The following is a 22,414-nucleotide window of genomic DNA, read 5'->3' as shown; positions in this document are numbered from 1 at the left end:
ACGTGACCGGGGGAGACGAGCGCGAGGCGACCGCCCCCGCCGCCCGCCCGCGCTGGGCGTCCGTCCGCCGCCGGCTCGGCGGCCGTGGTGCGCTCTGGGCCGGCTTCGTCGTCGTGCACGGCCTCGTGGTCTGGCTGAACCTCCAGGCGCCCGGGCTGCCGATGGGCGACGTCACCGGCGTCTACCGCATCTGGGCCGAGAACGCCGCGCACGGCTGGCTGCGCATGGGCATCGACGCGCCGTGGGTGTACCCGATCCTCGCGTTCGCGCCGATGGCCGCGGCCCTCGCGTTCGGCGAGGCGTACGTCGCGCAGACCTGGCTCGCGATCGTCGTGCTCCTCGACGCCGTCGCGTTCTCGATCCTGATCGGCCGGGCGGCGCTGTCGCGGCGGCGACGACTGGCCGCGTGGTGGTGGCTCGCGTTCATCGCCCTGCTCGGGCCGATCGCGCTCGGCCGCATCGACGCGATCACCGTGCCGTTCGCGATCACCGGACTGCTCTGGGCGGCCGGCCGGCCGCGCGTCGCAGCGACGCTGCTCACGATCGGCGCCTGGGTCAAGGTCTGGCCGGCCGCGCTCATCGCCGCACTCGTGATCGCGGCCCGGCGCCGGTTCGAGGTCGTGACGGTCGCGGTCGTGCTCAGCGTCGGCATCCTCGGCGTCAGCCTGCTCGCGGGGGCGGGCATGAACGCGATCGGCTTCATCGCCGAGCAGGCGGGTCGCGGGCTGCAGATCGAGGCGCCCGCGGCGGTGTTCTGGCTCTGGCAGATCGTCGCGGGCTCGAAGGCGGTCAGGATCGTCTACGACCGCGACATCCTGACCTTCCAGATCTCGGGGCCCGGTGCGGATGCCGCGGCCGCGGTCACGACCCCGCTCATGGTGGTCGGGGTGCTCGTCGTCGTCGTGCTCGGCGTGCGCGCGGCGCGGCGGGGAGCCCCCCTCGGCCGGCTCCTCGCGCCGCTCTCGCTCGCGTTCGTCGTCGTGCTCATGCTCGCGAACAAGGTCGGATCCCCGCAGTTCGTGACGTGGCTCGCCGCGCCGGTCGTGCTCGGCCTCGTGCTGCGGCCGGCGCGATTCCTCGTCCCCGCGGCGCTCGCCGCGGCCGTCGCGCTGTTCACGCAGATCATCTACCCGTACTGGTACGGGTGGCTGCTCATCGCGAATCCCGCGTTCGTGTTCCTCCTGACCGTGAAGGTCGTGCTGCTCGTCGCGCTGCTCGCCTGGGCGCTCCGCGCCGTGTGGCAGGCTGGTTCGCGGCGGGACGAGGCGTTGCCGACCGGGTGAGCGCCGGCCGTCGCCGCCGGAGGGATGGGTGAAGATGCTGGTCGCATTCTCGGTCGCGCCGAGCGGCACCGGCCGCGCCGACGGGTCGGTGCACGACGCCGTCGCGGCCGCGGTCACGATCGTCCGCGAGTCGGGCCTGCCGAACCGCACGACCTCGATGTTCACCGAGATCGAGGGTGAGTGGGACGAGGTCTTCGACGTCGTGCGCCGCGCCACCGAGGCCGTCGGCGCGTACGGATCGCGCGTGTCCCTCGTGCTCAAGGCCGACATCCGGCCGGGTTACGCCGGCGAGCTCGACGCGAAGATCGAGCGGCTCGAGAACGCGATCGACGCGACCGAGTAGGCGGCCGGGGGCGGGCCGTCGTCCCGACGACGCGCCGGCGATCCTCATCGGACGACGGCCGGCGGCGCGCTCGGCGACGACCGGTTGTCGAATCGATTCGATACGTGCGAGAATCGGTCGGTGACCCCTGATCTCCCCGGGCCGACGACGCTGTCGCCGGCCCGCACTCGTTTCGCGCTCCTGGCGCTCGCCCTCGGCGGATTCGGCATCGGCACGACCGAGTTCGTCGCGATGGGCCTGCTGCCCGACCTCGCCCTCGACCTGCTGCCCGGCGTGCACGCCGAATCGGCCGACGCGGCGAACGCGACCGCGGGCTGGATCATCTCGGCCTACGCGCTCGGGGTCGTCGTGGGGGCGCCGACCATCGCGGCGGTCGCCGCGCGCTGGCCGCGCAAGCGACTGCTGCTCGCCCTCGTCGCCGCCTTCACGATCGGCACGATCGCCTCGGCGGTGCTGCCGTCGTTCGGGCTCGTGCTCGTCGCCCGCTTCCTCTCGGCGCTGCCGCACGGCGCCTACTTCGGCATCGCCTCGCTCGTCGCCGCGAGCCTCATGGGTCCGGGCAAGCGGGCGCGGGGCGTCGCGCTCGTGCTGTCGGGGCTCACGATTGCGAACGTCGTCGGCGTTCCCGCGATCACGTGGCTCGGACAGGCGACGAGCTGGCGCGTCGCCTACCTCGCGGTCGCCGTCATCTTCGCCCTCACCTTCGTCGCCGTCGCGGTCGCCGTGCCGTGGCAGCCCGGCGACCCCGCGGCGAGCGTGCGTCGAGAGCTCGGCGCGTTCAGCCGGCCGCAGGTCTGGTTCGCGATCGCGATCGGCGCGATCGGCTTCGGCGGGTTCTTCGCCATGTACAGCTACATCGCCCCCCTCGCGACCGAGGTCACCGGTCTCGCCGCCGCGGCCGTGCCGCTCGTACTCGTCGCGACGGGCCTCGGGATGACCGTCGGCAACCTCGTCGGCGGGCGGCTCGCCGACTGGAGCGTGCGACGCACCATGTACCTGGCGTTCGCCGCGCTCGCGGCGTCGCTCGCGCTGCTCGCGCTCACCGCGCAGTTCGCGGTCGGGCTCTTCGTCGGCGCGTTCCTCATCGGGGCGACGTCGTCGGCGCTCGCCCCGACCATCCAGACCCGGCTCATGGACGTCGCGCGCGACAGCCAGTCGATCGCGGCGGCGCTGAACCACTCGGCGCTCAACATCGGCAACAGCCTGGGGGCGCTGCTCGGCGGCACCGTCATCGCCGCCGGGCTCGGCTACGTCGCACCGATCTGGGTCGGGCTCACGCTCACGATCGCCGGCATCGCGCTCGCGCTGTGCAGCTTCGCGCTCGACCGGGTGGCGCGCAACCGCGGCGCGCACGTTCCGTACGCGACGGGCGCCGTGCCGGCCGTCGACGGCTGAGCCGAGCGGCGCCGCCGTCGTCGGGCGCGCCGCGGTGCAGCCGGAGGTCGTCGCAGGACGGGTGTCGTCAGTCGGACTGCAGCAGGATGCCGTCGGCGATCGCCCGCTTGCGCAGTGCGACCTTCGTGCCCACGTCGTAGCCCGCGGCGCGGTACTTCTCGCGGATGCGCTTGAGGTAGCTCTTCGCCGTCTCTTCGGAGATGCCGAGCTGGAAGGCGACGGCCTTCACGGGCTGGCCGGCGCCGTAGAGCGCCATGACCCGCCGCTCCTGCGCGGAGAGCTTCGGCACGGTGCCGTCGTCGAGCAGTGCCGCCTCGAGCTCGGGCGTGAGGTACGACTGGCCGAGCATGGCCGAACGGATCGCCTCGATGATCGATTCGACCGGCTCGGACTTCACGAGGTAGCCCATCGCCCCGGCGCTCAGCGCCTCGCGCACGACGGACGGTTCGGAGTAGTTGCTCATGAGCATCGTCTGCACCTCGGCGGACTTCAGCATCGAGAGCTTGAGCGAGATCGGGATGTTGTCGCGCAGGTCGAGGTCGAGCAGCACCACGTCGACGGGGAAGTCGGGATGGGCGAGCAGCTCGGACCACGAGGGGACGGCCGCGACGAGCTCGATCTCGGCCGAGGCGCCGCGCAGCCACTCGGTGAGCGCACCGAGGAGCATTCGATGATCGTCGACGATCGCGAGTCGGATCGGCGGAGCAGTGTCGGGCATTCAGCTTCCCCTCGGACGGGCCGCGGTCGCGGCCGACGCACTCGCCGGGACGGTCGGGTCCGTCCGGCATTCGATGTCGATGCGGAAGGCATCGGGCCCCCCGATGACATCGTGTGTTCCGACCTTACCGATAGCGTCCCACGTTGCGGCGTCGAGACGTCGGCGTGCGACGCCGTCGACCTCGATGCCGATGTGCACCACCGGTGCCGGTCGTGACGACTCGGCGCCCTCGGGCGCCGCACCGTCGGTGCCGGCATCGGCGTCGTCGTCATCGGGCTCGCCCGACGCGACGGTGACCGATATCGGCGTGGTCTGGCCCTTGCGGCGTTCGCCGCCGAGCAGCCAGAGCGCGAGCAGCAGGTTGTCGCGCTGCGACTTGCCGAGGTTGCCGGCCGCACCCTCGGGGTCGACGACGACGACCCGTTCGCTGAGGTACGCCGACTCGGTCACGGCGTGTCGCAGCCACGTGTCGGTGCGGCCCTCGATGAGCCTCGCGCGCAGGGCCGCCGCGAGCCGGCCGGCGCGCTCGGCGGCCTCTGCCGGCAGCGGGATCGCGATGCGCCCCGAGCCCACGTCGTCGAGGAGCGTCTCGGCGTCGAAGTCGAGCTGGGCGAGCTCCTCGGAGGCGCGCATGCCCACCGGCGACGGCTGGGTCGCGACCGTGCTCTGCACGAGCGAGAGGTCGAGCTCGCGGACGACGAGCCGGCGGAAGCCGCGGATCGTGACGACCGCGAGCACGAGCGGGAGCACGGCGGCCGCCGCGACGGCGAGGCCGGTGGCCGTGTAGGGGCCCGCCGAGGCGGCCTGCAGCAGCGTCGTCACCGCGAGCACGGTGCCCGTCAGGATCGCGACGGCGAGCGGGATCCGCGTGCCGCGGATCGCGGCGACCGGCATCAGCACGGCCCCGATCGCCGCCGCGGCGGTCGGGGTGACGCCGAGGTGCAGGAGCCCCCACGTCGCCGAGACGTCGAGCCAGACGGGAACGGCGAGTGCGACGAGCAGCACCGCGTAGAGCACGTCGGGCAGCGGCTGGGCGCTGGAGAAGATGCGGGAGACGACCCCGATGCCGATGATCACGGCGATCGCCACCCATGCGGGCCACGGGCCGGGGCCGGGCGGGAAGAGGGGAGCGATGATGACCGCGCGCGCGAGGAACCACAGGATGACGACGCCCCCGGCGACCGTGATGCCGGTCGCGAGGCGTCGACCGCCGTGGCGGTCGCGCACGTCGGCGGCGGCCCGTACGGTCCGCGCCGTGCGGGAGGGGCGGCGGAAGCCGTTCGCGCCGGTCTGCTCGATGGTCCCGGTGCTCATGGCTTCGGCACCTCGAGCATCACGGTCGTGCCCGATCCGGGCGACGAGAAGACGCGGGCCCGACCGCCGACGGTCTGCAGGCGGCCGACCACCGACTCGGCGTAGCCGAGCCGCGCCGGGTCGACGCCCTCGGGCTCGAAGCCGTGGCCGGCGTCGGTGACCATCGCACGCACCGTGCGGTCGTCGTCGCTGACCGTGACGTCGGCCTCGTTGACCCCGGAGTGCCGGCGCACGTTCTCGAGACACTCGCCGAGTGCGCCGAGCAGGGCGTCGAGGGTCTCGCGCGGCAGTGCGAGCTGCCCGACGCCGTGCCAGTTGACGTCGAGCCCCATGCGCGCGAAGCGCTGCCTGACCGACTCGAACGTGGTCGACAGCAGGTCCTCGTCGGAGTCGGGCGAGAAGATCGCATTCGAGGCGTTGTCGAGGGGGGCCCCGAGTCGCAGCTGCTTGAGCAGCCGCGCGTCGTCGCCCGCCTGCTGGCGGAGCGCCGCGGCCCCGACGCCGACGCCCGAGTGCGCGAGCAGGCTCAGCGTCGCGAGCACCGTGTCGTGCAGCACCCGAGCGTCCTGCCGCTGCCGGGCCTCGGTCTCGCTCGCGATGCGTTCGGCCTGGTGCGCCCGCCCGACCTCGTCGATGCGCGCCGCCGCGCCGGCGATGCCGTGGTCGAGGGCGAGTCCGATGGAGGCCGCCACCGACCAGCCGGCGATCGTCGCGACGATGACGGTCGGCGTCGGGTGGCCGCTGGCCACGATGAACACGGCGACGAAGAGCGAGATCGCCGCGAGCGAGCCGACGAGCGGCACGCCGTTCGGCCGCACGATGAGGGTCACCGCGACCGACGGGGCCGCCGACGCGGTCGTGAGCGACATCGCGGCGAGGGCGACGGGGTCGATCACCTCGGCCGATCCGAGCACGAGCATCGTGGCGAGTGCCGTCGCGACCACGCCGAGGGCGGCGGGGATGCTGCCGTGCGTCGTGTGGACGACGACGAGGACGGCGGTCGCGAGCCCGAGGATCACCACGACGGCGAGTTCGAGGGCGCCGGCGCTGCCGGGGATGAGCATGCACGCGAGGGCGCCGATGGCGCCGGAGAGCCCGGCGATCCTCGCGATGCGGCGGAGGAGCCGGTCGCGCTCCTTGTGGATGCGCTTCATGTCACCCCCTCGGCATGGCGGACGGGCCGGAGCGGGCACCCGTCAGTTCGAACATTAGCCCAGTGGCGGCCGGATCGGGCCGTTCATCGCCACATCGGCGCCCGTCGGCATCGGTGCGCGCCACCGGCGCCGACGCGCCTCGTCACGGCGGGCACGGACTCGCGGGGCCGCGGGGCGGGCGCGATCTCACGCGGCGAGCAGCCGGGCGAGCTCCGCGCCGACGACGTCGCGTTCGATGAGGAACGCGTCGTGGCCGTAGTCGCTCTCGACCACGACCGGGGCGGACCCGTGCACGCTGCGGGGGAGTCCGGCGGCGACCTCGACCTGCCCGGCGAGCGGGAAGTAGCGGTCGCTGTCGATGCCGAGCACGAGGCTCTTCGCCCGCACCCGGGCGAGCGCGGCGGCGACGCCGCCGCGACCCCGCCCGATGTCGTGCGAGTTCATCGACTCGGTGAGCACGATGTAGCTGTTCGCGTCGAACCGCCGCGTGAACTTGTTGCCGTGGAAGTCGAGGTAGGACTCGACCGCGAAGCGTCCGTCGCCGCCGAGCGGGTCGAGCTCCGACTGCCAGCTGCGTTCGAAGCGGTCGTTGAGCTCCGCGGCCGTGCGGTAGTTGAGCATCGCCATGCGCCGGGCGAGGGCGAGGCCGCGCGTCGGGCCCTCGCCGTCGGGTGCGTCGTAGAACGCGCCGGAGCGGAAGGCCGGGTCGGTGCGGATCGCCTCGATCTGCACCGAGTTGAGCGCGATCTGGTCGGCCGTGGTCGCAGCGGGCGCCGCGAGCACGGCGATGCGCTCGACCGCTCGGGGCGCCTCGATCGCCCATTCGAGCACGTGCATGGCGCCCATCGACCCGCCGATGACGGCCGCGAAGCGCTCGATGCCGATGGCGCGGGCGAAGGCGACCTGCGCATGCACCTGGTCGCGGATGGTGAGGAAGGGGAATCGCGCGCCCCACTCGACGCGGTCGGGCGCCAGCGACGCGGGCCCGGTCGATCCCTGGCAGCCGCCGACGACGTTCGGGGCGACGACGAACCAGCGGTCGGTGTCGACGGCGAGTCCGGGCCCCACCACGCCGTGCCACCAGCCGGCGCTCGCGTGACCCGGGCCGGCGTCGCCGATGACGTGGCTGTCGCCGGTCAGCGCGTGCAGCACGAGCACGGCGTTGTCGCGGTCGGGCGACAGGGTGCCCCACTGCTCGTAGGCGACGCGCACCCCGGGCAGCACACGGCCCGACTCGAGCGGGAGGTCGCCGATGGCGGCGAACCTGCGGTCGCCGACCGGGTCGCCCTCGCGCCAGGCACCCGTCGCGGGAGCCCGCCCGAGCAGCGCCAGCGCGCCCGCCTCGGGCACGAATCCCGCGGGAACCGCGTCGGCCGTCGTCTGCCAGTCCATGCCTTCGATTCTCCCGTGCCCGCCGCGTGCGCCGTCCTTTGTTACGACGACGGCGGATGCCTCGGGCCCACGTGGGCCCGAGGCATCCGCCGTCGTCGGGGCGAACCTCAGACGCGCAGCGCGTCGGTCGCCGCGCGGGCGGCCTGGAGGCCGGCCTCGAGATCGGCCTTGAGGTCGTCGATGTTCTCGATGCCGACCGAGAGTCGCACGAGGCCCGGCGTCACGCCGCTCGTGAGCTGCTGCTCGGGCGTGAGCTGCGAGTGCGTGGTCGACGCGGGGTGGATGACGAGCGAGCGCACGTCGCCGATGTTCGCGAGGTGGCTGAACAGCGAGAGGCTGTCGACGAGCGCGCGGCCGGCGTCGACGCCGCCCTTGAGCTCGAACGAGAGCACGGCGCCGACGCCCTTGGGGGCGTACCGGTTCGCCGCCGCGTACCAGGGGCTCGAGGGCAGCCCCGAGTAGTTCACGTTCGCGACCTCGGGGTGGTTGTCGAGCCACTCCGCGATCTCCTGCGCGTTCTGCACGTGGCGCTCGATGCGCAGCGACAGGGTCTCGACGCCCTGCAGCAGGTTCCACGCGCTCTGCGGCGCGATGGCCGAGCCGAGGTCGCGCAGCAGCTGCACGCGCGCCTTGATGATGTAGGCGAGGCCGTCGCCGACCGCGGTCGTGTAGCTCGCGCCGTGGTACGAGGGGTCGGGCTCGGTGAGGCCCGGGAACTTCTCGACGTTCTTCGACCACTCGAACCGGCCGCCGTCGACGATCACGCCGCCGATCGTCGTGCCGTGGCCGCCGAGGAACTTCGTGACCGAGTGGATCACGATGTCGGCGCCGTGCTCGAACGGACGGATGAGGTACGGCGTCGCGATCGTGTTGTCGACGATGAGGGGGAGGCCCGCCTCGTGCGCGACGCCCGAGACGAGCTCGATGTCGAGGATGTTGATCTTCGGGTTGCCGATCGTCTCGGCGAAGAAGAGCTTCGTGTTCGGGCGCACCGCGCGGCGCCACTCGTCGGCGTCGTCCTGGTTCTCGACGAAGGTGACCTCGATGCCGAGCTTCGCGAGCGTGTACTTGAAGAGGTTGTACGTGCCGCCGTAGATCGACGACGACGAGACGATGTGGTCGCCGGCCTCGGCGATGTTGAGCACCGCGAACGTCGACGCGGCCTGGCCGCTCGACAGCACGAGCGCCGCCGTGCCGCCCTCGAGCGCCGCGAGGCGCTGCTCGAGCACGTCCTGCGTCGGGTTCTGGATGCGCGTGTAGATGTTGCCGAACTCGGCGAGCGCGAAGAGGTTCTGCGCGTGCTCGGCGTTGTCGAACACGTACGACGTCGTCTGGTAGATCGGCGTCGCGCGGGCCTTCGTGACGGGGTCGGGTGCGGCGCCCGAGTGGACCTGCTTGGTCTCGAAGCGCCAGTCGGCGTTGCTGCTCATGGGTGTCTCCTCGGAAAGTCGGGTGCGCGGCCTGCGTCGCGCCAGCCGCGATGGCGTTGTCGAGTCACGTTAGGCGGGCGTGCGGGCACGGGCAACGGATGCCGCAACACGGCGTCACGGGCCGACGGCGCCGCGCGGGGAGGGGAGGCGGCGCCTCGCGGAACCGGTCAGCGGTGATCGGGGTCGGGAGGCAGCACGATCGTGCCCGTCGCCGTCGAGGGCTCGGGTCGGAAGAGCCACCGCGCGCGCGGCTCGACGAGCGGCCGGAAGACGCGGCGAACCGGTCTCAGCGAGAGCACGACCGAGATGCCGACGCAGAAGACGATCATCGCGGGCAGCACCCAGAAGGGCTGGTCGCCCGCGAGGACGCCCGACTCCCGGAAGGGGAACAGCACGAACGGGTGCAGCAGGTAGATGTACATCGTCGCCCGGCCGAACGGCGTGAACCAGTGGGTGCCGCGCGGCATGAGCACGAGGAAGGCGACGGCGAGCACCATCGCCGAGAGGAGCAGCACGAGCCGGATCGCGCCCGACCAGGGCTCGTCGTACCCGATCGCCTCGTACGACTCGTCGTAGAGCATGAAGCGGCGGAGCTTCAGGTCGCGCAGCGTCTCGATCGTCATCGGCATGACCGCGAGCACCGCCGCGAACAGGGCGATCGCGCCGGCGCGCCAGCGCCAGGCGACCGCGGTGCGGAGCTCGAGCCACCGCCCGGTGACCTGCCACTGCCGGAGCTTCCAGCCGAACACGAAGAACGGCAGCATGCCGAAGGTGCGGGTGAGTGCGAACGTCGAGTCGATCGCCTCGGAGTAGCCCGCGCCGATCGAGATGACGATCGCGATCAGCAGCGGGTAGCGCAGCAGCACGAGATACGGCAGCACGATGCGCCACACCGCGAGGGCGATAAGGAACCAGAGCGTCCACGACGCCGTCGTGAAGTCGAGGTTGAACTCGCCGCCGAGCACCCAGCGGACGACGGTCCAGATGGTCTCGAAGATGAAGTACGGGAAGACGATGTCGGTGAGGATCTGGCGCAGGGCCCGCGCGTTCGGCGGCCCCGACTTCGCGAAGTAGCCGCTCACGACGACGAAGACGGCGACGTGGAACGAGTAGATGAACAGGTAGACGCTGTACGCGGTGTCGGACTCAGCGATCAGCGGCAGGATGCCGTGCCCGACGACGACGAGCGTGATCGCGATCCAGCGGGCGTTGTCCCACAGCGGCACCCGCTTGCGGGTCGGCCGGGGGTGGTCGATCCTCGTGTGCATCACTCCATTCAACCGCACGGTGCGCGTGCACGACGGGCCGGAGCGGGCAGAATGGGCGCATGGTGAGACTTCGTGCGGTCGTGACGGGTGCGAGCTCGGGCATCGGCGCGGCCACCGTGCGCGCCCTCCGGGCGGCCGGATGGGACGTCGTGGGCGTCGCCCGCCGCGAGGAGCGGCTGCGCGCGCTGGAGGCCGAGACCGGGGCGTCGGTCTTCGTCGCCGACCTCACGCAGCAGGCCGACGTCGACGCCCTGCGCGACCACCTCGCGGCGACGGGTCCGGTGCATGCGCTCGTCAACAACGCGGGAGGCGCGAAGGGCCTCGACACGGTCGAGGACTCCGAGATCGACGACTGGGCGTGGATGTTCGAGGTCAACGTGCTCGCGCTCAAGCGCGTGACGAGCGCGTTGCTGCCGCTGCTGCGCACGGGGGCCGTCGAGCGCGGCGTCGCCGACATCGTCAACGTGACGTCGATCGCGGGGCACACCGCGTACGTCGGCGGCGGCGGGTACAACGCCGCGAAGTTCGCCGCGCACGCACTCACCGAGGTGCTGCGGCTCGAGCTCAACGGCGAGCCGCTGCGCGTCATCGAGGTCGCGCCCGGTCTCGTCAAGACCGACGAGTTCGCGCTCGTGCGCTTCGGCGGCGATCGCGCCCGTGCCGACGCGGTGTACGAGAACGTGCCCGAGCCGCTCGTCGCCGAGGACATCGCCGGCGTCGTCGTCGACGCCGTGCAGAAGCCCCGGCACGTCGACCTCGACCTCATCGTCGTGAAACCCGTCGCCCAGGCCGCGCCGTACCGGCTGACGAAGGGGCCGCTCGCCGTTCGCGGGACGGACGGGCCGTGAGCACGTCGGCGACGAAGCCGAAGACCGGGGCGGATGCCTCGACCGGACGACGCGACCGCTGGGAGGCGCGCACGTCGACACCGCTCATGGTGCTCGGCGTCGTGTTCCTGTTCGTCTACGCCGTGCTCGTGCTCGACGAGCGCACGCCGCACTGGCTGAACGTCGTGCTCGCGTGCCTCATGATCGCGACCTGGGCCGCGTTCGTCCTCGACTTCGTCGTCCGCGTCCTGCTGACCCCGAAGGGGCGGCGGGTGCGGTTCGTGTTCACGCGGCCGCTCGACCTGCTGTCGGTGTTCCTGCCGGTCTTCCGCGCGCTGCGCGTCGTCAACCTGCTGCACAACGTCGCGTTCTTCCGCGGGCACAGTGGCGAGGCGTTCCGGGCGAGGGTCGTCATCTCGGCGCTCGCATACGCGGTCGTGTTCGTCTTCTTCATCGCGCTCGCGACGCTGCACGTCGAACGCGACGCCCCCGGCGCGAACATCACGAGCTTCGGTGACGCGATCTGGTGGGCCTGCGTCACGGTGGCGACCGTCGGGTACGGCGATACCTACCCCGTGACCGGGCTCGGCCGTTGCTACGGCGTGCTGCTCATGATCGGCGGCATCGCGATCATCGGCACGGCGTCGGCGACCGTCGTCTCCCTCTTCAACGACCGGCTCGGCCGCATGCGGCACGAGGCCGAGACGACGGGGGAGATGAGCACGATGGCCCGGCAGCCCGCGCTCGACCTCGACCCGCTCGACGTCGACTCCGAGATCGACGACGAGATCGAGGAGGGGCTGAACCGGCCCCAGCCCGGCGATCTGCCATCCGACGGCGGCGACGCGCCGACCCGCTGACGGGCCCGGCCCGTTACGCTTTCCAGATGACGTTCGATGCGAATGACGCCGGTCTCGGCAAGCCCGAGATCCGCCGCGAGATCCTCAGCTGGGACCAGTTCGGAGAGGCGGCCCGCGGACTCGCCGCGGAGGTCCTCGAGTCGGGCTTCAAGCCCGATGTCGTGATCGCGATCGCGCGCGGCGGACTGCTGCTCGCCGGGGCGATCTCGTACGCGCTCGGCACCAAGCAGTGCGGGTCGATCAACGTCGAGTTCTACACCGACATCGAGCAGGTGCTGCCCGAGCCGATCGTGCACCCGCCGATGCTCGACGCGCCCGCGCTCGCGGGGCTCACGGTGCTGCTCGTCGACGACGTCTCCGACTCGGGGCGCACCCTCGCGAAGGTGCTGGAGCTCCTCACCGAGGTCGGCGCCGAGGTGCGCACGGCCACCCTCTACACGAAGTCCCGCACCATCCTCGTGCCCGACTACAGCTATCGCGACACCGACGATTGGATCGTCTTCCCCTGGTCGGCGCTGCCGCCCGTCGCCGTGCCCGCCCGAGACGACGCCGAGGGCACCGCGTGAGCGTGCACCTCGTGGGCGGCGGCTGGCCGGCCGCCGGCGACACCGCCGTGTTCGGGCGCTTCGTCGACGAGGCCGCGCGCCGGGCCGCGGCGGCCGGGCGCCCCGAGCCCCGCATCGCGGTCGTCGCCATGCGCGACGCCGACGCGGCGGCCCACGCCGCGAAGCTCGTCGAGGTCGCCTCGGCCGCGGGCGCGATCGAGGCGGTCGTCACCGCGGTCGAGCACGGCGCCGCCGTGCCGCAGTCCGCGTTCGCGGACGTCGACGGCGTGATCGTGGGCGGCGGCAACACGCCCGCCTACCGCGAGGCGCTCGAGCCGCGGTTCGGCGAGCTGCGACGACTCGTCGCCGCGGGCACCCCCTACCTCGGCTTCTCGGCCGGCGCGATGATCGCCGCCGAACGCGCCGTGATCGGCGGCCGCGCGATCGGGGGCGTGACCGTGTCGCCCGAATCGGGCGACCAGGGCCTCGACGAGGTCACGATCGCGCCCGGCATCGGGCTCGTCGACGTCGCGATCGACGTGCACGTCGCGCAGTGGGGAGCCCTCTCGCGGCTCGTCGCGGCGGTCGAGGCCGGCATCGCCGAGGGCGGTCTCGGCATCGACGAGGAGACCGTGCTCATCGTCGGCGAAGGCGGCCTCGAGGTGCAGGGGCGCGGCAGCGTCTGGCGGGTGCTGCCCGCCGAGCACGGCGTCGTCGTCTCGACGATCGGCGCGTGATGCCGGCGACGCCCGACCACGACCCCGCCGACCGCGGACCCATCGATCCCGAGTCCCGCCCCGGCGGAGCCGCGAGCGTCCACCTGGTGGGCGGCGGTGCGCTCACCGCCGGGGATGCCCCGTTGTACGCGCCGTTCGTCGCCGAGGCCGCCGCCCGGGGCCGGTCGGCGGGTCGCGCCCGGCCGCGCATCGCCGTGATCTCCGTGCACCCCGACGGTCCGCCGCGGGCGAGCGTGCTCGTCGACGTCATCGCCGCCGCCGGCGAGTTCGATCCGCACGTGACCGCCGTGCGCGGCGGCGACGAGATCGGGCTCGCCGCGCTCGCCGAGGTCGACGGCATCGCCGTCGGCGGCGGCATCGTCGAAGAGGTGCGCGCGGGGCTCGAGCCGTTGTTCGACGAACTGCGACGCCAGGTCGCCGACGGCGTGCCGTATCTCGGCGTCTCGGCCGGGGCGATGGTCGCCGCCGAGGGCTCGCTCGGCGGCGGATCGAGCATCGACGGCGTCGTCGTGTCGCCCGAGGACCCCGACGAGCCGGGCCGGGAGCTCGCGATCGGGGCGGGCATCGGGCTCGTCGACGTCGCCGTCGAGGCGCACGTGGCGCAGCGCGGCACGCTCTCCCGTCTCGTCGCGGCCGTGGAGTCGGGGCTCATCGGGGGTGCGCTCGGCATCGACGAGCGCACGGTGCTCATCGTGGGCGCGGGCGGCCTCGAGGTGCACGGCCGCGGCAGCGTCTGGCGGGTGCTGCCCGCCGACCGCGGGGCCGTCGTCTCGACGATCGGCGCATGATGCCCGCGAAGAGCCTCGACGAACTCGCTGCGGCCGGACTCATCGACCCGACGTGGGCAGGTGCCCTTGCGCCCGTCGGCCCGCGCATCGCAGCCATGGGGGAGTTCCTGCGCGCCGAGACGGCGGCCGGCCGCGGCTACCTGCCCGCGGGCGACCGCGTGCTGCGCGCGTTCGGCGCCCCACTCGACGACGTGCGCGTGCTCATCGTCGGACAGGACCCGTACCCGACGCCGGGGCATCCGATCGGGCTGTCGTTCGCGGTCGACCCGCACGTGCGCCCCGTGCCGCGGAGCCTGCAGAACATCTACCGCGAGCTCCACGACGACCTCGGCGTCGCGCCGCCGGCCCACGGCGACCTCACGCACTGGAGCCGCAACGGCGTCATGCTGCTCAACCGCGTGCTGACGGTGCGGCCGGGTGAGGCGGCGTCGCACCGCGGAAAGGGCTGGGAGGAGGTCACGGACCACGCCATCCGCTCGCTCGTCGAGCGCGGCACGCCCCTCGTCGCGATCCTGTGGGGGCGCGACGCGCAGAGCCTGAAGCCCATGCTCGGCGACACCCCCGTGATCGAGTCGGTGCATCCGAGCCCGCTGTCGGCGTCGCGAGGGTTCTTCGGGTCGCGCCCGTTCAGCCGGGCGAACGCGCTGCTCGAGGCGCAGGGCGCCGCGCCGGTCGACTGGAGCCTGCCCGCCTGACCCGCCGCGTCGAGGGGCTCGCCCGTCGTCGCCCCCCCCGGCACGAGGCATCCCGAAACCTGCCCGCAATCTCGCCGACGTAGGCTGGCCGCATGCTCGAGGAGGAATACCAGGAGCGCCGCGTGCTGCCGCGGCACCTGCGCAAGCCCGCGCCCGCCGAGGCGCCGTTCGACTACGAGCTGCGCGACGCCGTGCCGGCCGACCTGCCGAGCGTGCGCGAGATCTACAACCACTACGTCGCCAACTCGACCGTGACCTTCGACGAGGACCCGATGACGCTCGCGGAATGGCGTGCCAAGTTCGCGCAGCTCACCGAGCTGGGCATGCCGTTCCTCGTCGCCGAGTCGCCGTCGGGGCAGCTGCTCGGCTACGCGCTCGTCGCGCCGTGGAAGCCCAAGCGCGCCTACCGCTTCACGGTCGAGGACTCGATCTATCTCGGCCCGGCGGCGACCGGCAAGGGTCTCGGCCGGGTGCTGCTCGGCGAGCTCATCGAGCGGTCGAAGGCCGCGGGCATCAAGGAGATCATCGCGGTCATCGCCGACCAGGGCGCCGAGGGGTCGCTCGTGCTGCACGAGCGGTACGGCTTCACCGAGATCGGGCGGATGGGGCGGGTCGGCTTCAAGTTCGACCGGTGGCTCGGCACGATCCTCATGCAGCGATCGCTGAAATAGGCCGGATGCCCCGGACGGTGCCGACCGCGTCGGAGCCGTAGGCTCGGGGGATGACCGAGCTCCACGAGCACACCGCACTCGACCAGTACCGGCTGCTGCAGGCGGGGGAGGTGTCGCCGACGGAGCTGGCCGAGCACTACCTCGACCGCATCGAGCGGCTGAACCCGCTGGTCGGCGCGTTCGCGACGGTGACGCCCGAGCTCGCCGTCGAGCGGGCCCGCCTCGTCGAGCGCGATGTGCCGCGGGCTCGGCCGCTCTGGGGGCTGCCGCTCGCCGACAAGGACCTGCAGCTGCGCGCGGGCGTGCCGGCGGCGTTCGGGTCCCGGGCCTTCGCCGGGTTCGTGCCCGACGAGTCCGACGAACTCGTGCGCGCCGTCGACGCGGCCGGCGCCGTGAGCCTCGGCAAGACGGCGACGCCCGAGTTCGGCCTGCCGTCCTACACCGAGGGGCTCGCGTTCCCGCCGGCGCGCAACCCCTGGGACCTCGACCTCGGGGCCGGCGGATCGAGCGGGGGAGCGGCGGCCGCGGTGGCCGCCGGGCTCGTGCCGTTCGCGCCCGGGTCCGACGGCGGCGGGTCGATCCGCATCCCGGCCGCGTCGTGCGGGCTCGTGGGTGTGAAGCCCTCGCGCGGCCGCGTGCCGGCGGGGCCGGGCATCGCGAGCCTCGCCGGGCTCGGCGTGGCCGGCCCGATCGCGAGGAACGTCGCCGACGCGGCGCTCCTGCTCGACGGACTGATCGCGCCCGTCGGCTACCCGGCGGCCCATCGGTACGCGCTCCGCGCGCCCGGCGACGACGGGCCCTTCCTCGGGGCGGCGATCCGTGGCGAGGGCCGCTACCAACTCGGGGTCCTCACCGATTCGCCGTGGGACGACGCGTACGAGATCTCGATCGAGCCGTCGGCGCTCGCCGCGCTCGACGGGGCCGTCGCGCTGCTCGACGGCATGGGCCACGGCATCGAGGCCGTGCCGCGGGCGCCCGAGCCCGGCTACGCGGAGGCGTTCCGCACGGTCTGGCAGGCGGGTGCCGCGACGGTTCCCGTCGACGGCGATCGGGAGGCGCTGCTCGAGCCGCTCACGCGCTGGCTGGTCGAGCGGGGCCGCACGGTTCCCGCGCGGCAGCTCGCCGAGGCGCTCGCGTGGCTCGCGGGATTCGAGGAGCGCGTGATCCGTCGCTTCGCGTCGTACGACGCGATCATCAGCCCGGCACTCGCGCTCACCCCGCGACCGGTCGGCTGGTACGACGCCGACGACGGCGAGCGCAACTTCGCCCAGCAGGTGCAGTTCACGCCGTTCACCTCGTTCGTCAACGTCTCCGGCCTGCCGGCGATCACCGTGCCGGTCGCCGAGACCGACGACGGGGTGCCGCTCGGCGTGCAGCTCATCGGGCGGCCCGGCGGGGAGGCCGTGCTCTTCGCGATCGCCGCGCAGCTCGAGCGGCGGAGCGGTCGCGGCTCGCGGCATCCCGAGGTCTGGTGACCCGGGCGAGCGGGTGGATTTGACGAGGTTAGGTAAGCCTCACCTATAGTGGAGGCATGCTCGGTCTCGACCTCACGATCTCCTACAACGGCACGCCCGTCGTGCACGGCGCGGAGCTCCACCTCGAACCGGGCAAGGTCACCGCTCTCGTCGGCCCCAACGGCAGCGGCAAGTCGACCCTGCTGCGCGCGCTCGCCCGGCTGCACCAGCCCGACTCGGGCCGCGTGCTGCTGGCCGGCGGCGACGCGCACACCGTCTCCGACGGCGCCGTGCCCGCCGCCGACGACCTCCGCGAACGCGGTGTCGACGCGGCGTCGTTGAGCGCCCGGGAGTTCGCCCGCCGCGTCACGCTGCTGGCCCAGAGCCGTCCGACGCCCGGCGGCCTCACCGTGCGCGAGCTCGTCGAGTTCGGCCGGCATCCGCACCGCGGCCGATTCATCGCGGGCGATGCGGGCGGCGCCGCCATCGTCGACCGGGCGATGTCGCTCACGGGCGTGCAGGGCCTCGCCGCCAACGCCGTCGACGAGCTCTCCGGCGGGCAGCTGCAGCGCGTCTGGCTCGCCGCGTGCCTCGCGCAGGACACGGGCGTGCTGCTCCTCGACGAGCCCACCACCTACCTCGACCTGCGCTACCAGGTCGAGCTGCTCGACCTCATCCGCGAGCTCGCCGACGAGCACGGCGTGACGATCGGGGTCGTGCTGCACGACCTCGACCAGGCCGCCGCGATCGCCGACCGCATCGTGCTGCTCGAGTCCGGCCGCGTGCGCGCCGTCGGCACCCCGGCCGAGGTGCTCGTGAGCGACGTGCTGAGCTCGGCCTACGGCATCCGCGTCGACGTCGACGTCGACGAACGCGGCTGCATCACGACCTGCCCCATCGGGCGATACAACACCCGGCAGCGCGCCGAACGACTCGTCGTCGCCTAGCGGCGGCGTCCCCCCACCACCCTTGCGCGGGTGCACCATGCCCGCGCGCCGATCCGTGAGGAAACCTCTCAGATGAGAACTCGTGCCATCGCCCTCAGCGCCGCCGCGGCGGCCTCCCTGCTGCTGCTCACCGGCTGCGGCACCACCGAGGCCCCCGAAGCGGCCGCCGACGGTGACGCGGCGATCACCGTGACCGACGACCGCGGCGAGGAGATCGCGCTCGACGCGCCCGCCGAGGACGTCGTCGCACTCGAGTGGAACACGGCCGAGAACCTCGTCGCGCTCGGCGTCATGCCCGTGGGCGTGGCCGACGTCGCCGGGTACACGGCATGGGTGCAGTCGGAGCCGCTCGACGAGGGCGTCACCGACGTGGGCATGCGCGGCGAGCCCTCGGTCGACGCGATCGCGGGCCTGGCGCCCGACCTCGTGGTGACCACGAGCGACCTGCCCGAGACCGTGGTGTCGCAGATCGAGGAGTTCGCACCGGTGCTCGTCGTGCGCGGTGCCGACGCCTCGAACCCGATCGGCCAGATGGAGTCGAACCTCGAGCGCATCGCCACGGCGACCGGCACCGAGGACGAGGGCGAGGCGCTCCTCGACGGGTTCCACGCCAAGGTCGACGAGGGGGCGGCCGCGCTCGAGGAGGCGGGCCTCGCCGGCACGCCCTTCATGATGAGCGACTCGTGGGCCTCGGGCGGGCAGGTGTCGATCCGTCCGTTCGCCGAGGGCGCACTGCTCACCGCCGTCACCGAGGAGCTCGGCCTCGAGAACGCCTGGACGGGCGAGGGCGACGCCGACTACGGCCTCGGATCGACCGACGTCGAGGGCCTGACCGGGCTCGGCGACCTCGAGTTCCTCTACATCACCAACGGCGAAGCCGACGCCTACGCGGTCGACCTCGCCGACAACGCGGTCTGGAAGTCGCTGCCCTTCGTGCAGTCGGGCAACGTGCACCGACTGCCCGACGGCATCTGGATGTTCGGCGGCCCGTCGTCGATGAACGACTACATCGATGCGGTCGTCGACACCCTCACGGCCTGAGACGACGGTGTCGTCGCCGGTGCCGGCCGGGGGCCGTGACCGCCCCCGGCTCGGCCCGGTGCTGCTCATCGCCGTCGGGGTCGTCGTCGCGACGCTCCTCGCCGCGGTGCACGTCACCCAGGGGTCGGCCGACGTCGGACTGCCCGAGCTCGTGGGCCTCCTGACCGGCGCAGGCGCCGACGACCAGTCCGCGGCGATCTTCCTCGCGTCCCGCATGCCGCGGCTCGCGGCGGGCGTGGTCGTCGGCATCGCGCTCGGCGTGGCCGGCCTCATCCTGCAGTCGGTCTCGCGCAACGTGCTCGCGTCGCCCGACACGCTCGCCGTCAACGCGGGCTCCTACCTCGCGGTCGTCGTCGTCGCCGCCTTCGGCATCACGCTCCCCGTGATCGGCGGCGGTGCGGTCGCCTTCATCGGCGGCCTCGCCGCCGCGGGGCTCGTGCTCGCGCTCTCGGCGAGCGGTTCCCGGGGCTCGGGCGCTGCGGGCGGCTCGGGCGGCACCGTACGACTCGTGCTCGCCGGCTCCGCCATCGCGCTCGCGCTCACCGCCCTCACGACGATGCTGCTCCTGCTCTTCCCCGAGCGCACGACGGGACTGTACGCGTGGAGCCAGGGCACCCTCGCCCAGACCGGCATCGGCCCGGCCGCGCAGCTCGCGCCCGTGGTCGCGATCGCCGTGGCGGTGCTCTTCGTCTTCGCGCGCCAGCTCGACCTCGTGGCCCTCGGCGACGATACCGCGACAGTGCTCGGCGTCGACGTGCGGCGCACCAGGCTCGTCGGCGTCGTCATCGCCGTGCTGCTCTCGGCCGCGGCCGTCGCCCTCGTCGGGCCGATCGGCTTCGTCGGGCTCGCGGCGCCCGCGATCGTCCGGCTGATCGCGGTCCGCGTGCCCGGCATGCAGCGGCACGTGCTGCTCATCCCGGCGGCCGCGCTCATGGGCGTCATCGTCGTGCTCGGCGCCGACGTGCTGTTGCGGCTCGCCTTCGGCGGCGAGAAGTCCGTCGAGGTGCCGACCGGCGTCGTGACGACGATCTTCGGCGCCGTCTTCCTCGTCGCGCTGGCACTGCGGTCCCGCGCCACGAGCGAGGCCGCGAGCGGGTTCGTGATCGGCACCGGCCTCTCGCGCCGCGGGCGCGCGATCGTGATCGCCGGAGCCGCCGCGCTGCTCGTCGTGCTCGCGTTCGTGTCGTTGCTGCTCGGCGACGCGAAGCTGCTCGGCGGCGACGTGCTCAACTGGATGACGGGCCGGGCGGGCCCGCTCGTCGAGTTCGTCATGAACACCCGGGCCCCGCGCGTCGCCGCGGCGATCCTCGCGGGCGCCGCGCTCGCCGTCGCGGGCACCGTCGTCCAGGCGGTGACGCGCAACCCGCTCGCCGAGCCGGCCATCCTGGGCGTGACGGGCGGTGCCGGCGTCGGTGCGGTGCTCGTGATCACGTTCTGGCCGCTCGCGGGCTTCGTCGCGGTCACGACCGGCGGATTCGTCGGCGCCGCCGCGGCGGCACTCGTCGTGTTCGGCCTCTCGCTGCGGGGCGGCCTCGCGACGAGCCGGCTCATCCTCGTCGGGCTCGGCGTGTCGGCCGCGGCGTCGGCCATGGTCGCGATGCTCATCATCGCGACCGACCCGTACAACGCGGCGAAGGCGCTCACCTGGCTCTCGGGCTCGACCTACGGCCGGACGTTCCCGCAGCTGATCCCGCTCGTCGCGGTGCTCGCGATCTCGCTGCCGCTCCTGGCCGCGACGCGTCGCGAGCTCGACCTGCTCGCCTTCGACGACGACACGCCCCGCGTGCTCGGCGTGCGCCTCGGCTCCGCGCGGCTCGGCCTCCTCGCGATCGCGGTCGCCCTCACCGCGACCGCTGTCTCGGCGGTCGGCGTGATCGGCTTCGTCGGGCTCGTCGCACCGCACGCGGCCCGCGCGCTCGTCGGTGCCCGCCACGCGCTCGTGCTGCCGCTCGCGGCGCTCCTCGGCGCCCTGCTCGTGACCGTCGCCGACACGATCGGCCGCACGGTCATCGCGCCAGGCCAGCTGCCCGCCGGGCTCGTGACCGCCGTCGTCGGCGCACCGTACTTCGTGTGGCTGCTCTGGCGCTCGCGCCGATCGGCCTGACGTCACGTCCGCCCGCGGCATCCCCCCGACCCGCACCGCACACGACCCGAACCACGACAGGAGTCACCGCATGGCCAAGCCCGGATACCGCGTCTTCGAGACCGTCGTCGGCGAGGTCCGCCGGCTGTCGCCCCATTTCGTGCGGGTGACGTTCAGCGGCGATGACCTCGCGCACGTCGGCTGGGACGGACCGGACCAGCGGATCAAGATCGTCCTGCCGCTCGAGGGCACCCCGGCGGCCGCCGACGGGCTGACGCACTTCCCGACGGGCGACGACTGGTTCGGCGACTGGCGCGCCCTGCCCGACGACCGGCGCAACCCGATCCGCACGTACACGATCCGCGAGGCCCGTCCCGAGGCCGGCGAGCTCGATGTCGACTTCGTGGCGCACGGCGACTCCGGTCCGGCGTCGCGCTGGATCGCGCGCGCAGAACCGGGGGAGCGGATGCTGCTCATCGCCCCCGACGCGACGAGCGACGAGCCGGCGGGCGGCTGGGAGTGGCACCCGGGCGCGGCCGGCACGCTGCTCGTCGCGGGCGACGAGACGGCGGTTCCGGCGGTGAGCGCCATCCTCGCGCAGCTTCCGGCGACCGCGCGGGGCGCCGCCTTCCTCGAGGTGCCCGCAGCGGGCGACGTGCTCGAGATCCGGGCGCCGGCCGGCGTGGCCGTGCACTGGCTGCACCGCGGCGACGACGAACCCGGCGCCGAGGCGTACGGTGCGCGACTCGTCGAGGCGGTGCGCGACTGGGCCGACGTCGAGATCGGCGGCCGCGCCGCCACGGGCGCCCCGGGGGCGGCCGACGCGGAGCTGCCGGCGCTCGACGACGACGAGATCCTGTGGGAGGTGCCCGACACGACCGCCGACGACGGCGTCTACGCCTGGCTCGCCGGCGAGGCGACGGCGATCACGACGCTCCGCCGGCACCTCGTGAAGGGCCTCGGCGTCGACCGGCGGCGGGTCGCGTTCATGGGGTACTGGAAGCTCGGCCGCGCCGAGAACTGACCCGCCCGCCGGCCGGCGGCGCGTACCCGCCGGCCTCGAGCCCGGCCTCGATCTCGAAGCGGTTGCGCAGCGGGTCGCGTCCGGCGATGAGGTAGAGCACGGGCAGCAGCATGCCGTACTTCAGCCACTGCTGCTTGTGCACGGCCTCGTGCCCGAGCACCCGATCGCCGTCGTTCGAGCCCGTGAGGTAGCACCCGCCGACGCACGAGCCGCCCCGGCCGTACGTCCACTCGGGCATGCCCGTGAACACGATGAGCCCCCGGCGGTAGGTCACGGGCCCCGTGCTCCAGAGGAAGCCCCAGACGAAGCCCACGAGCGTCGCCCAGGCGTAGCCGACGCGGCTGATCGGCGAATCGGTCAGCCGGATGCGCACCGTCGGCCCCGTGCTCGCGGCGGCGCGATCGATGTCCGGCGGGCGTCGCCCGGCGCCCGTGCCGTTCGCCGC

At 73.3% G+C, this 22,414-nt stretch carries 22 protein-coding genes; 15 read left to right on the top strand and 7 right to left on the bottom strand.

The window, feature by feature from the left end:
* The first annotated feature begins 2 nt into the window (after positions 1-2).
* The 3 genes from AC3RJ6_RS15975 to AC3RJ6_RS15965 all read left to right on the top strand — a co-directional run bounded on the left by AC3RJ6_RS15975 (position 3) and on the right by AC3RJ6_RS15965 (position 3,021).
* Positions 3-1,283 (top strand): glycosyltransferase 87 family protein, encoded by a 1,281-nt coding sequence (locus AC3RJ6_RS15975; protein WP_491428089.1) that lies wholly within the window; start codon positions 3-5, stop codon positions 1,281-1,283.
* A gap of 34 nt (positions 1,284-1,317) precedes the next feature.
* Positions 1,318-1,626, top strand: coding sequence for a thiamine-binding protein (locus tag AC3RJ6_RS15970; RefSeq protein WP_491428088.1), 309 nt, complete (start codon positions 1,318-1,320; stop codon positions 1,624-1,626).
* A 120-nt stretch (positions 1,627-1,746) separates the two neighbouring features.
* Positions 1,747-3,021, top strand: coding sequence for an MFS transporter (locus tag AC3RJ6_RS15965; protein ID WP_491428087.1), 1,275 nt, complete (start codon positions 1,747-1,749; stop codon positions 3,019-3,021).
* A 67-nt stretch (positions 3,022-3,088) separates the two neighbouring features.
* Here the strand turns inward: AC3RJ6_RS15965 and AC3RJ6_RS15960 are convergent, their stop codons facing one another.
* The 6 genes from AC3RJ6_RS15960 to AC3RJ6_RS15935 form a co-directional block, all read right to left on the bottom strand.
* Complete coding sequence (locus tag AC3RJ6_RS15960; protein ID WP_244854740.1) at positions 3,089-3,739, bottom strand: response regulator transcription factor; 651 nt, start codon at positions 3,737-3,739, stop codon at positions 3,089-3,091.
* Positions 3,740-5,053: a hypothetical protein gene (locus AC3RJ6_RS15955; protein ID WP_491428086.1), complete on the bottom strand. Its 1,314-nt coding sequence runs from the start codon at positions 5,051-5,053 to the stop codon at positions 3,740-3,742.
* Positions 5,050-6,207, bottom strand: a complete 1,158-nt coding sequence (locus AC3RJ6_RS15950) for a sensor histidine kinase (protein WP_491428085.1) — start codon at positions 6,205-6,207, stop codon at positions 5,050-5,052. Before AC3RJ6_RS15950 ends, AC3RJ6_RS15955 begins: the two co-directional genes overlap by 4 nt.
* A gap of 186 nt (positions 6,208-6,393) precedes the next feature.
* Entirely contained in the window at positions 6,394-7,599 is a 1,206-nt protein-coding gene (metX, locus tag AC3RJ6_RS15945; RefSeq protein ID WP_491428084.1) for a homoserine O-acetyltransferase MetX, read from the bottom strand.
* A gap of 107 nt (positions 7,600-7,706) precedes the next feature.
* On the bottom strand, positions 7,707-9,029 hold the full coding sequence (locus AC3RJ6_RS15940) for a bifunctional o-acetylhomoserine/o-acetylserine sulfhydrylase (RefSeq protein WP_491428083.1): 1,323 nt from the start codon (positions 9,027-9,029) through the stop codon (positions 7,707-7,709).
* 167 nt (positions 9,030-9,196) lie between these two features.
* Positions 9,197-10,297: an acyltransferase family protein gene (locus tag AC3RJ6_RS15935; RefSeq protein ID WP_491428082.1), complete on the bottom strand. Its 1,101-nt coding sequence runs from the start codon at positions 10,295-10,297 to the stop codon at positions 9,197-9,199.
* A gap of 59 nt (positions 10,298-10,356) precedes the next feature.
* On the opposite strand from AC3RJ6_RS15935, the gene AC3RJ6_RS15930 reads away from it, so the two are divergent.
* The 12 genes from AC3RJ6_RS15930 to AC3RJ6_RS15875 all read left to right on the top strand — a co-directional run bounded on the left by AC3RJ6_RS15930 (position 10,357) and on the right by AC3RJ6_RS15875 (position 21,969).
* Positions 10,357-11,145 carry an SDR family NAD(P)-dependent oxidoreductase gene (locus AC3RJ6_RS15930; protein WP_491428081.1) on the top strand — a complete coding sequence of 263 codons (789 nt, stop codon included), beginning with the start codon at positions 10,357-10,359 and terminating at the stop codon, positions 11,143-11,145.
* Positions 11,142-11,984, top strand: coding sequence for a potassium channel family protein (locus tag AC3RJ6_RS15925; RefSeq protein WP_491428080.1), 843 nt, complete (start codon positions 11,142-11,144; stop codon positions 11,982-11,984). The genes AC3RJ6_RS15930 and AC3RJ6_RS15925 overlap by 4 nt, the downstream gene beginning before the upstream one ends.
* A gap of 26 nt (positions 11,985-12,010) precedes the next feature.
* Positions 12,011-12,550, top strand: coding sequence for a phosphoribosyltransferase (locus AC3RJ6_RS15920; protein WP_491428079.1), 540 nt, complete (start codon positions 12,011-12,013; stop codon positions 12,548-12,550).
* Positions 12,547-13,266, top strand: a complete 720-nt coding sequence (locus AC3RJ6_RS15915) for a Type 1 glutamine amidotransferase-like domain-containing protein (RefSeq protein WP_491428078.1) — start codon at positions 12,547-12,549, stop codon at positions 13,264-13,266. The genes AC3RJ6_RS15920 and AC3RJ6_RS15915 overlap by 4 nt, the downstream gene beginning before the upstream one ends.
* Complete coding sequence (locus tag AC3RJ6_RS15910) at positions 13,266-14,054, top strand: Type 1 glutamine amidotransferase-like domain-containing protein (RefSeq protein ID WP_491428345.1); 789 nt, start codon at positions 13,266-13,268, stop codon at positions 14,052-14,054. Before AC3RJ6_RS15915 ends, AC3RJ6_RS15910 begins: the two co-directional genes overlap by 1 nt.
* Positions 14,054-14,749, top strand: coding sequence for a uracil-DNA glycosylase (locus AC3RJ6_RS15905; RefSeq protein ID WP_491428344.1), 696 nt, complete (start codon positions 14,054-14,056; stop codon positions 14,747-14,749). Before AC3RJ6_RS15910 ends, AC3RJ6_RS15905 begins: the two co-directional genes overlap by 1 nt.
* Before the next feature lie 92 nt (positions 14,750-14,841).
* Positions 14,842-15,420, top strand: coding sequence for a GNAT family N-acetyltransferase (locus tag AC3RJ6_RS15900; protein WP_491428077.1), 579 nt, complete (start codon positions 14,842-14,844; stop codon positions 15,418-15,420).
* Between the two features lie 50 nt (positions 15,421-15,470).
* Positions 15,471-16,895 carry an amidase gene (locus tag AC3RJ6_RS15895; protein WP_491428076.1) on the top strand — a complete coding sequence of 475 codons (1,425 nt, stop codon included), beginning with the start codon at positions 15,471-15,473 and terminating at the stop codon, positions 16,893-16,895.
* 56 nt (positions 16,896-16,951) lie between these two features.
* Positions 16,952-17,821 (top strand): ABC transporter ATP-binding protein, encoded by an 870-nt coding sequence (locus tag AC3RJ6_RS15890; protein WP_491428075.1) that lies wholly within the window; start codon positions 16,952-16,954, stop codon positions 17,819-17,821.
* Between the two features lie 72 nt (positions 17,822-17,893).
* On the top strand, positions 17,894-18,862 hold the full coding sequence (locus AC3RJ6_RS15885) for an iron-siderophore ABC transporter substrate-binding protein (protein ID WP_491428074.1): 969 nt from the start codon (positions 17,894-17,896) through the stop codon (positions 18,860-18,862).
* Positions 18,834-20,966 (top strand): iron ABC transporter permease, encoded by a 2,133-nt coding sequence (locus tag AC3RJ6_RS15880; RefSeq protein WP_491428073.1) that lies wholly within the window; start codon positions 18,834-18,836, stop codon positions 20,964-20,966. The genes AC3RJ6_RS15885 and AC3RJ6_RS15880 overlap by 29 nt, the downstream gene beginning before the upstream one ends.
* A gap of 70 nt (positions 20,967-21,036) precedes the next feature.
* The gene (locus tag AC3RJ6_RS15875) at positions 21,037-21,969 is read left to right on the top strand and encodes a siderophore-interacting protein (protein WP_491428072.1); all 933 of its coding nucleotides are present in this window, start codon (positions 21,037-21,039) and stop codon (positions 21,967-21,969) included.
* Here the strand turns inward: AC3RJ6_RS15875 and AC3RJ6_RS15870 are convergent.
* Complete coding sequence (locus tag AC3RJ6_RS15870) at positions 21,932-22,375, bottom strand: Fe-S oxidoreductase (RefSeq protein ID WP_491428343.1); 444 nt, start codon at positions 22,373-22,375, stop codon at positions 21,932-21,934. The two genes, AC3RJ6_RS15875 and AC3RJ6_RS15870, sit on opposite strands and share 38 nt — an antisense overlap.
* Positions 22,376-22,414 lie beyond the last annotated feature (39 nt).

The sequence above is a fragment of the Agromyces cucurbitae genome (assembly GCF_058349945.1).
The sequence above is the reverse complement of the archived record's forward strand: the minus strand, read 5'-3'. Positions and strand labels throughout refer to the sequence as shown.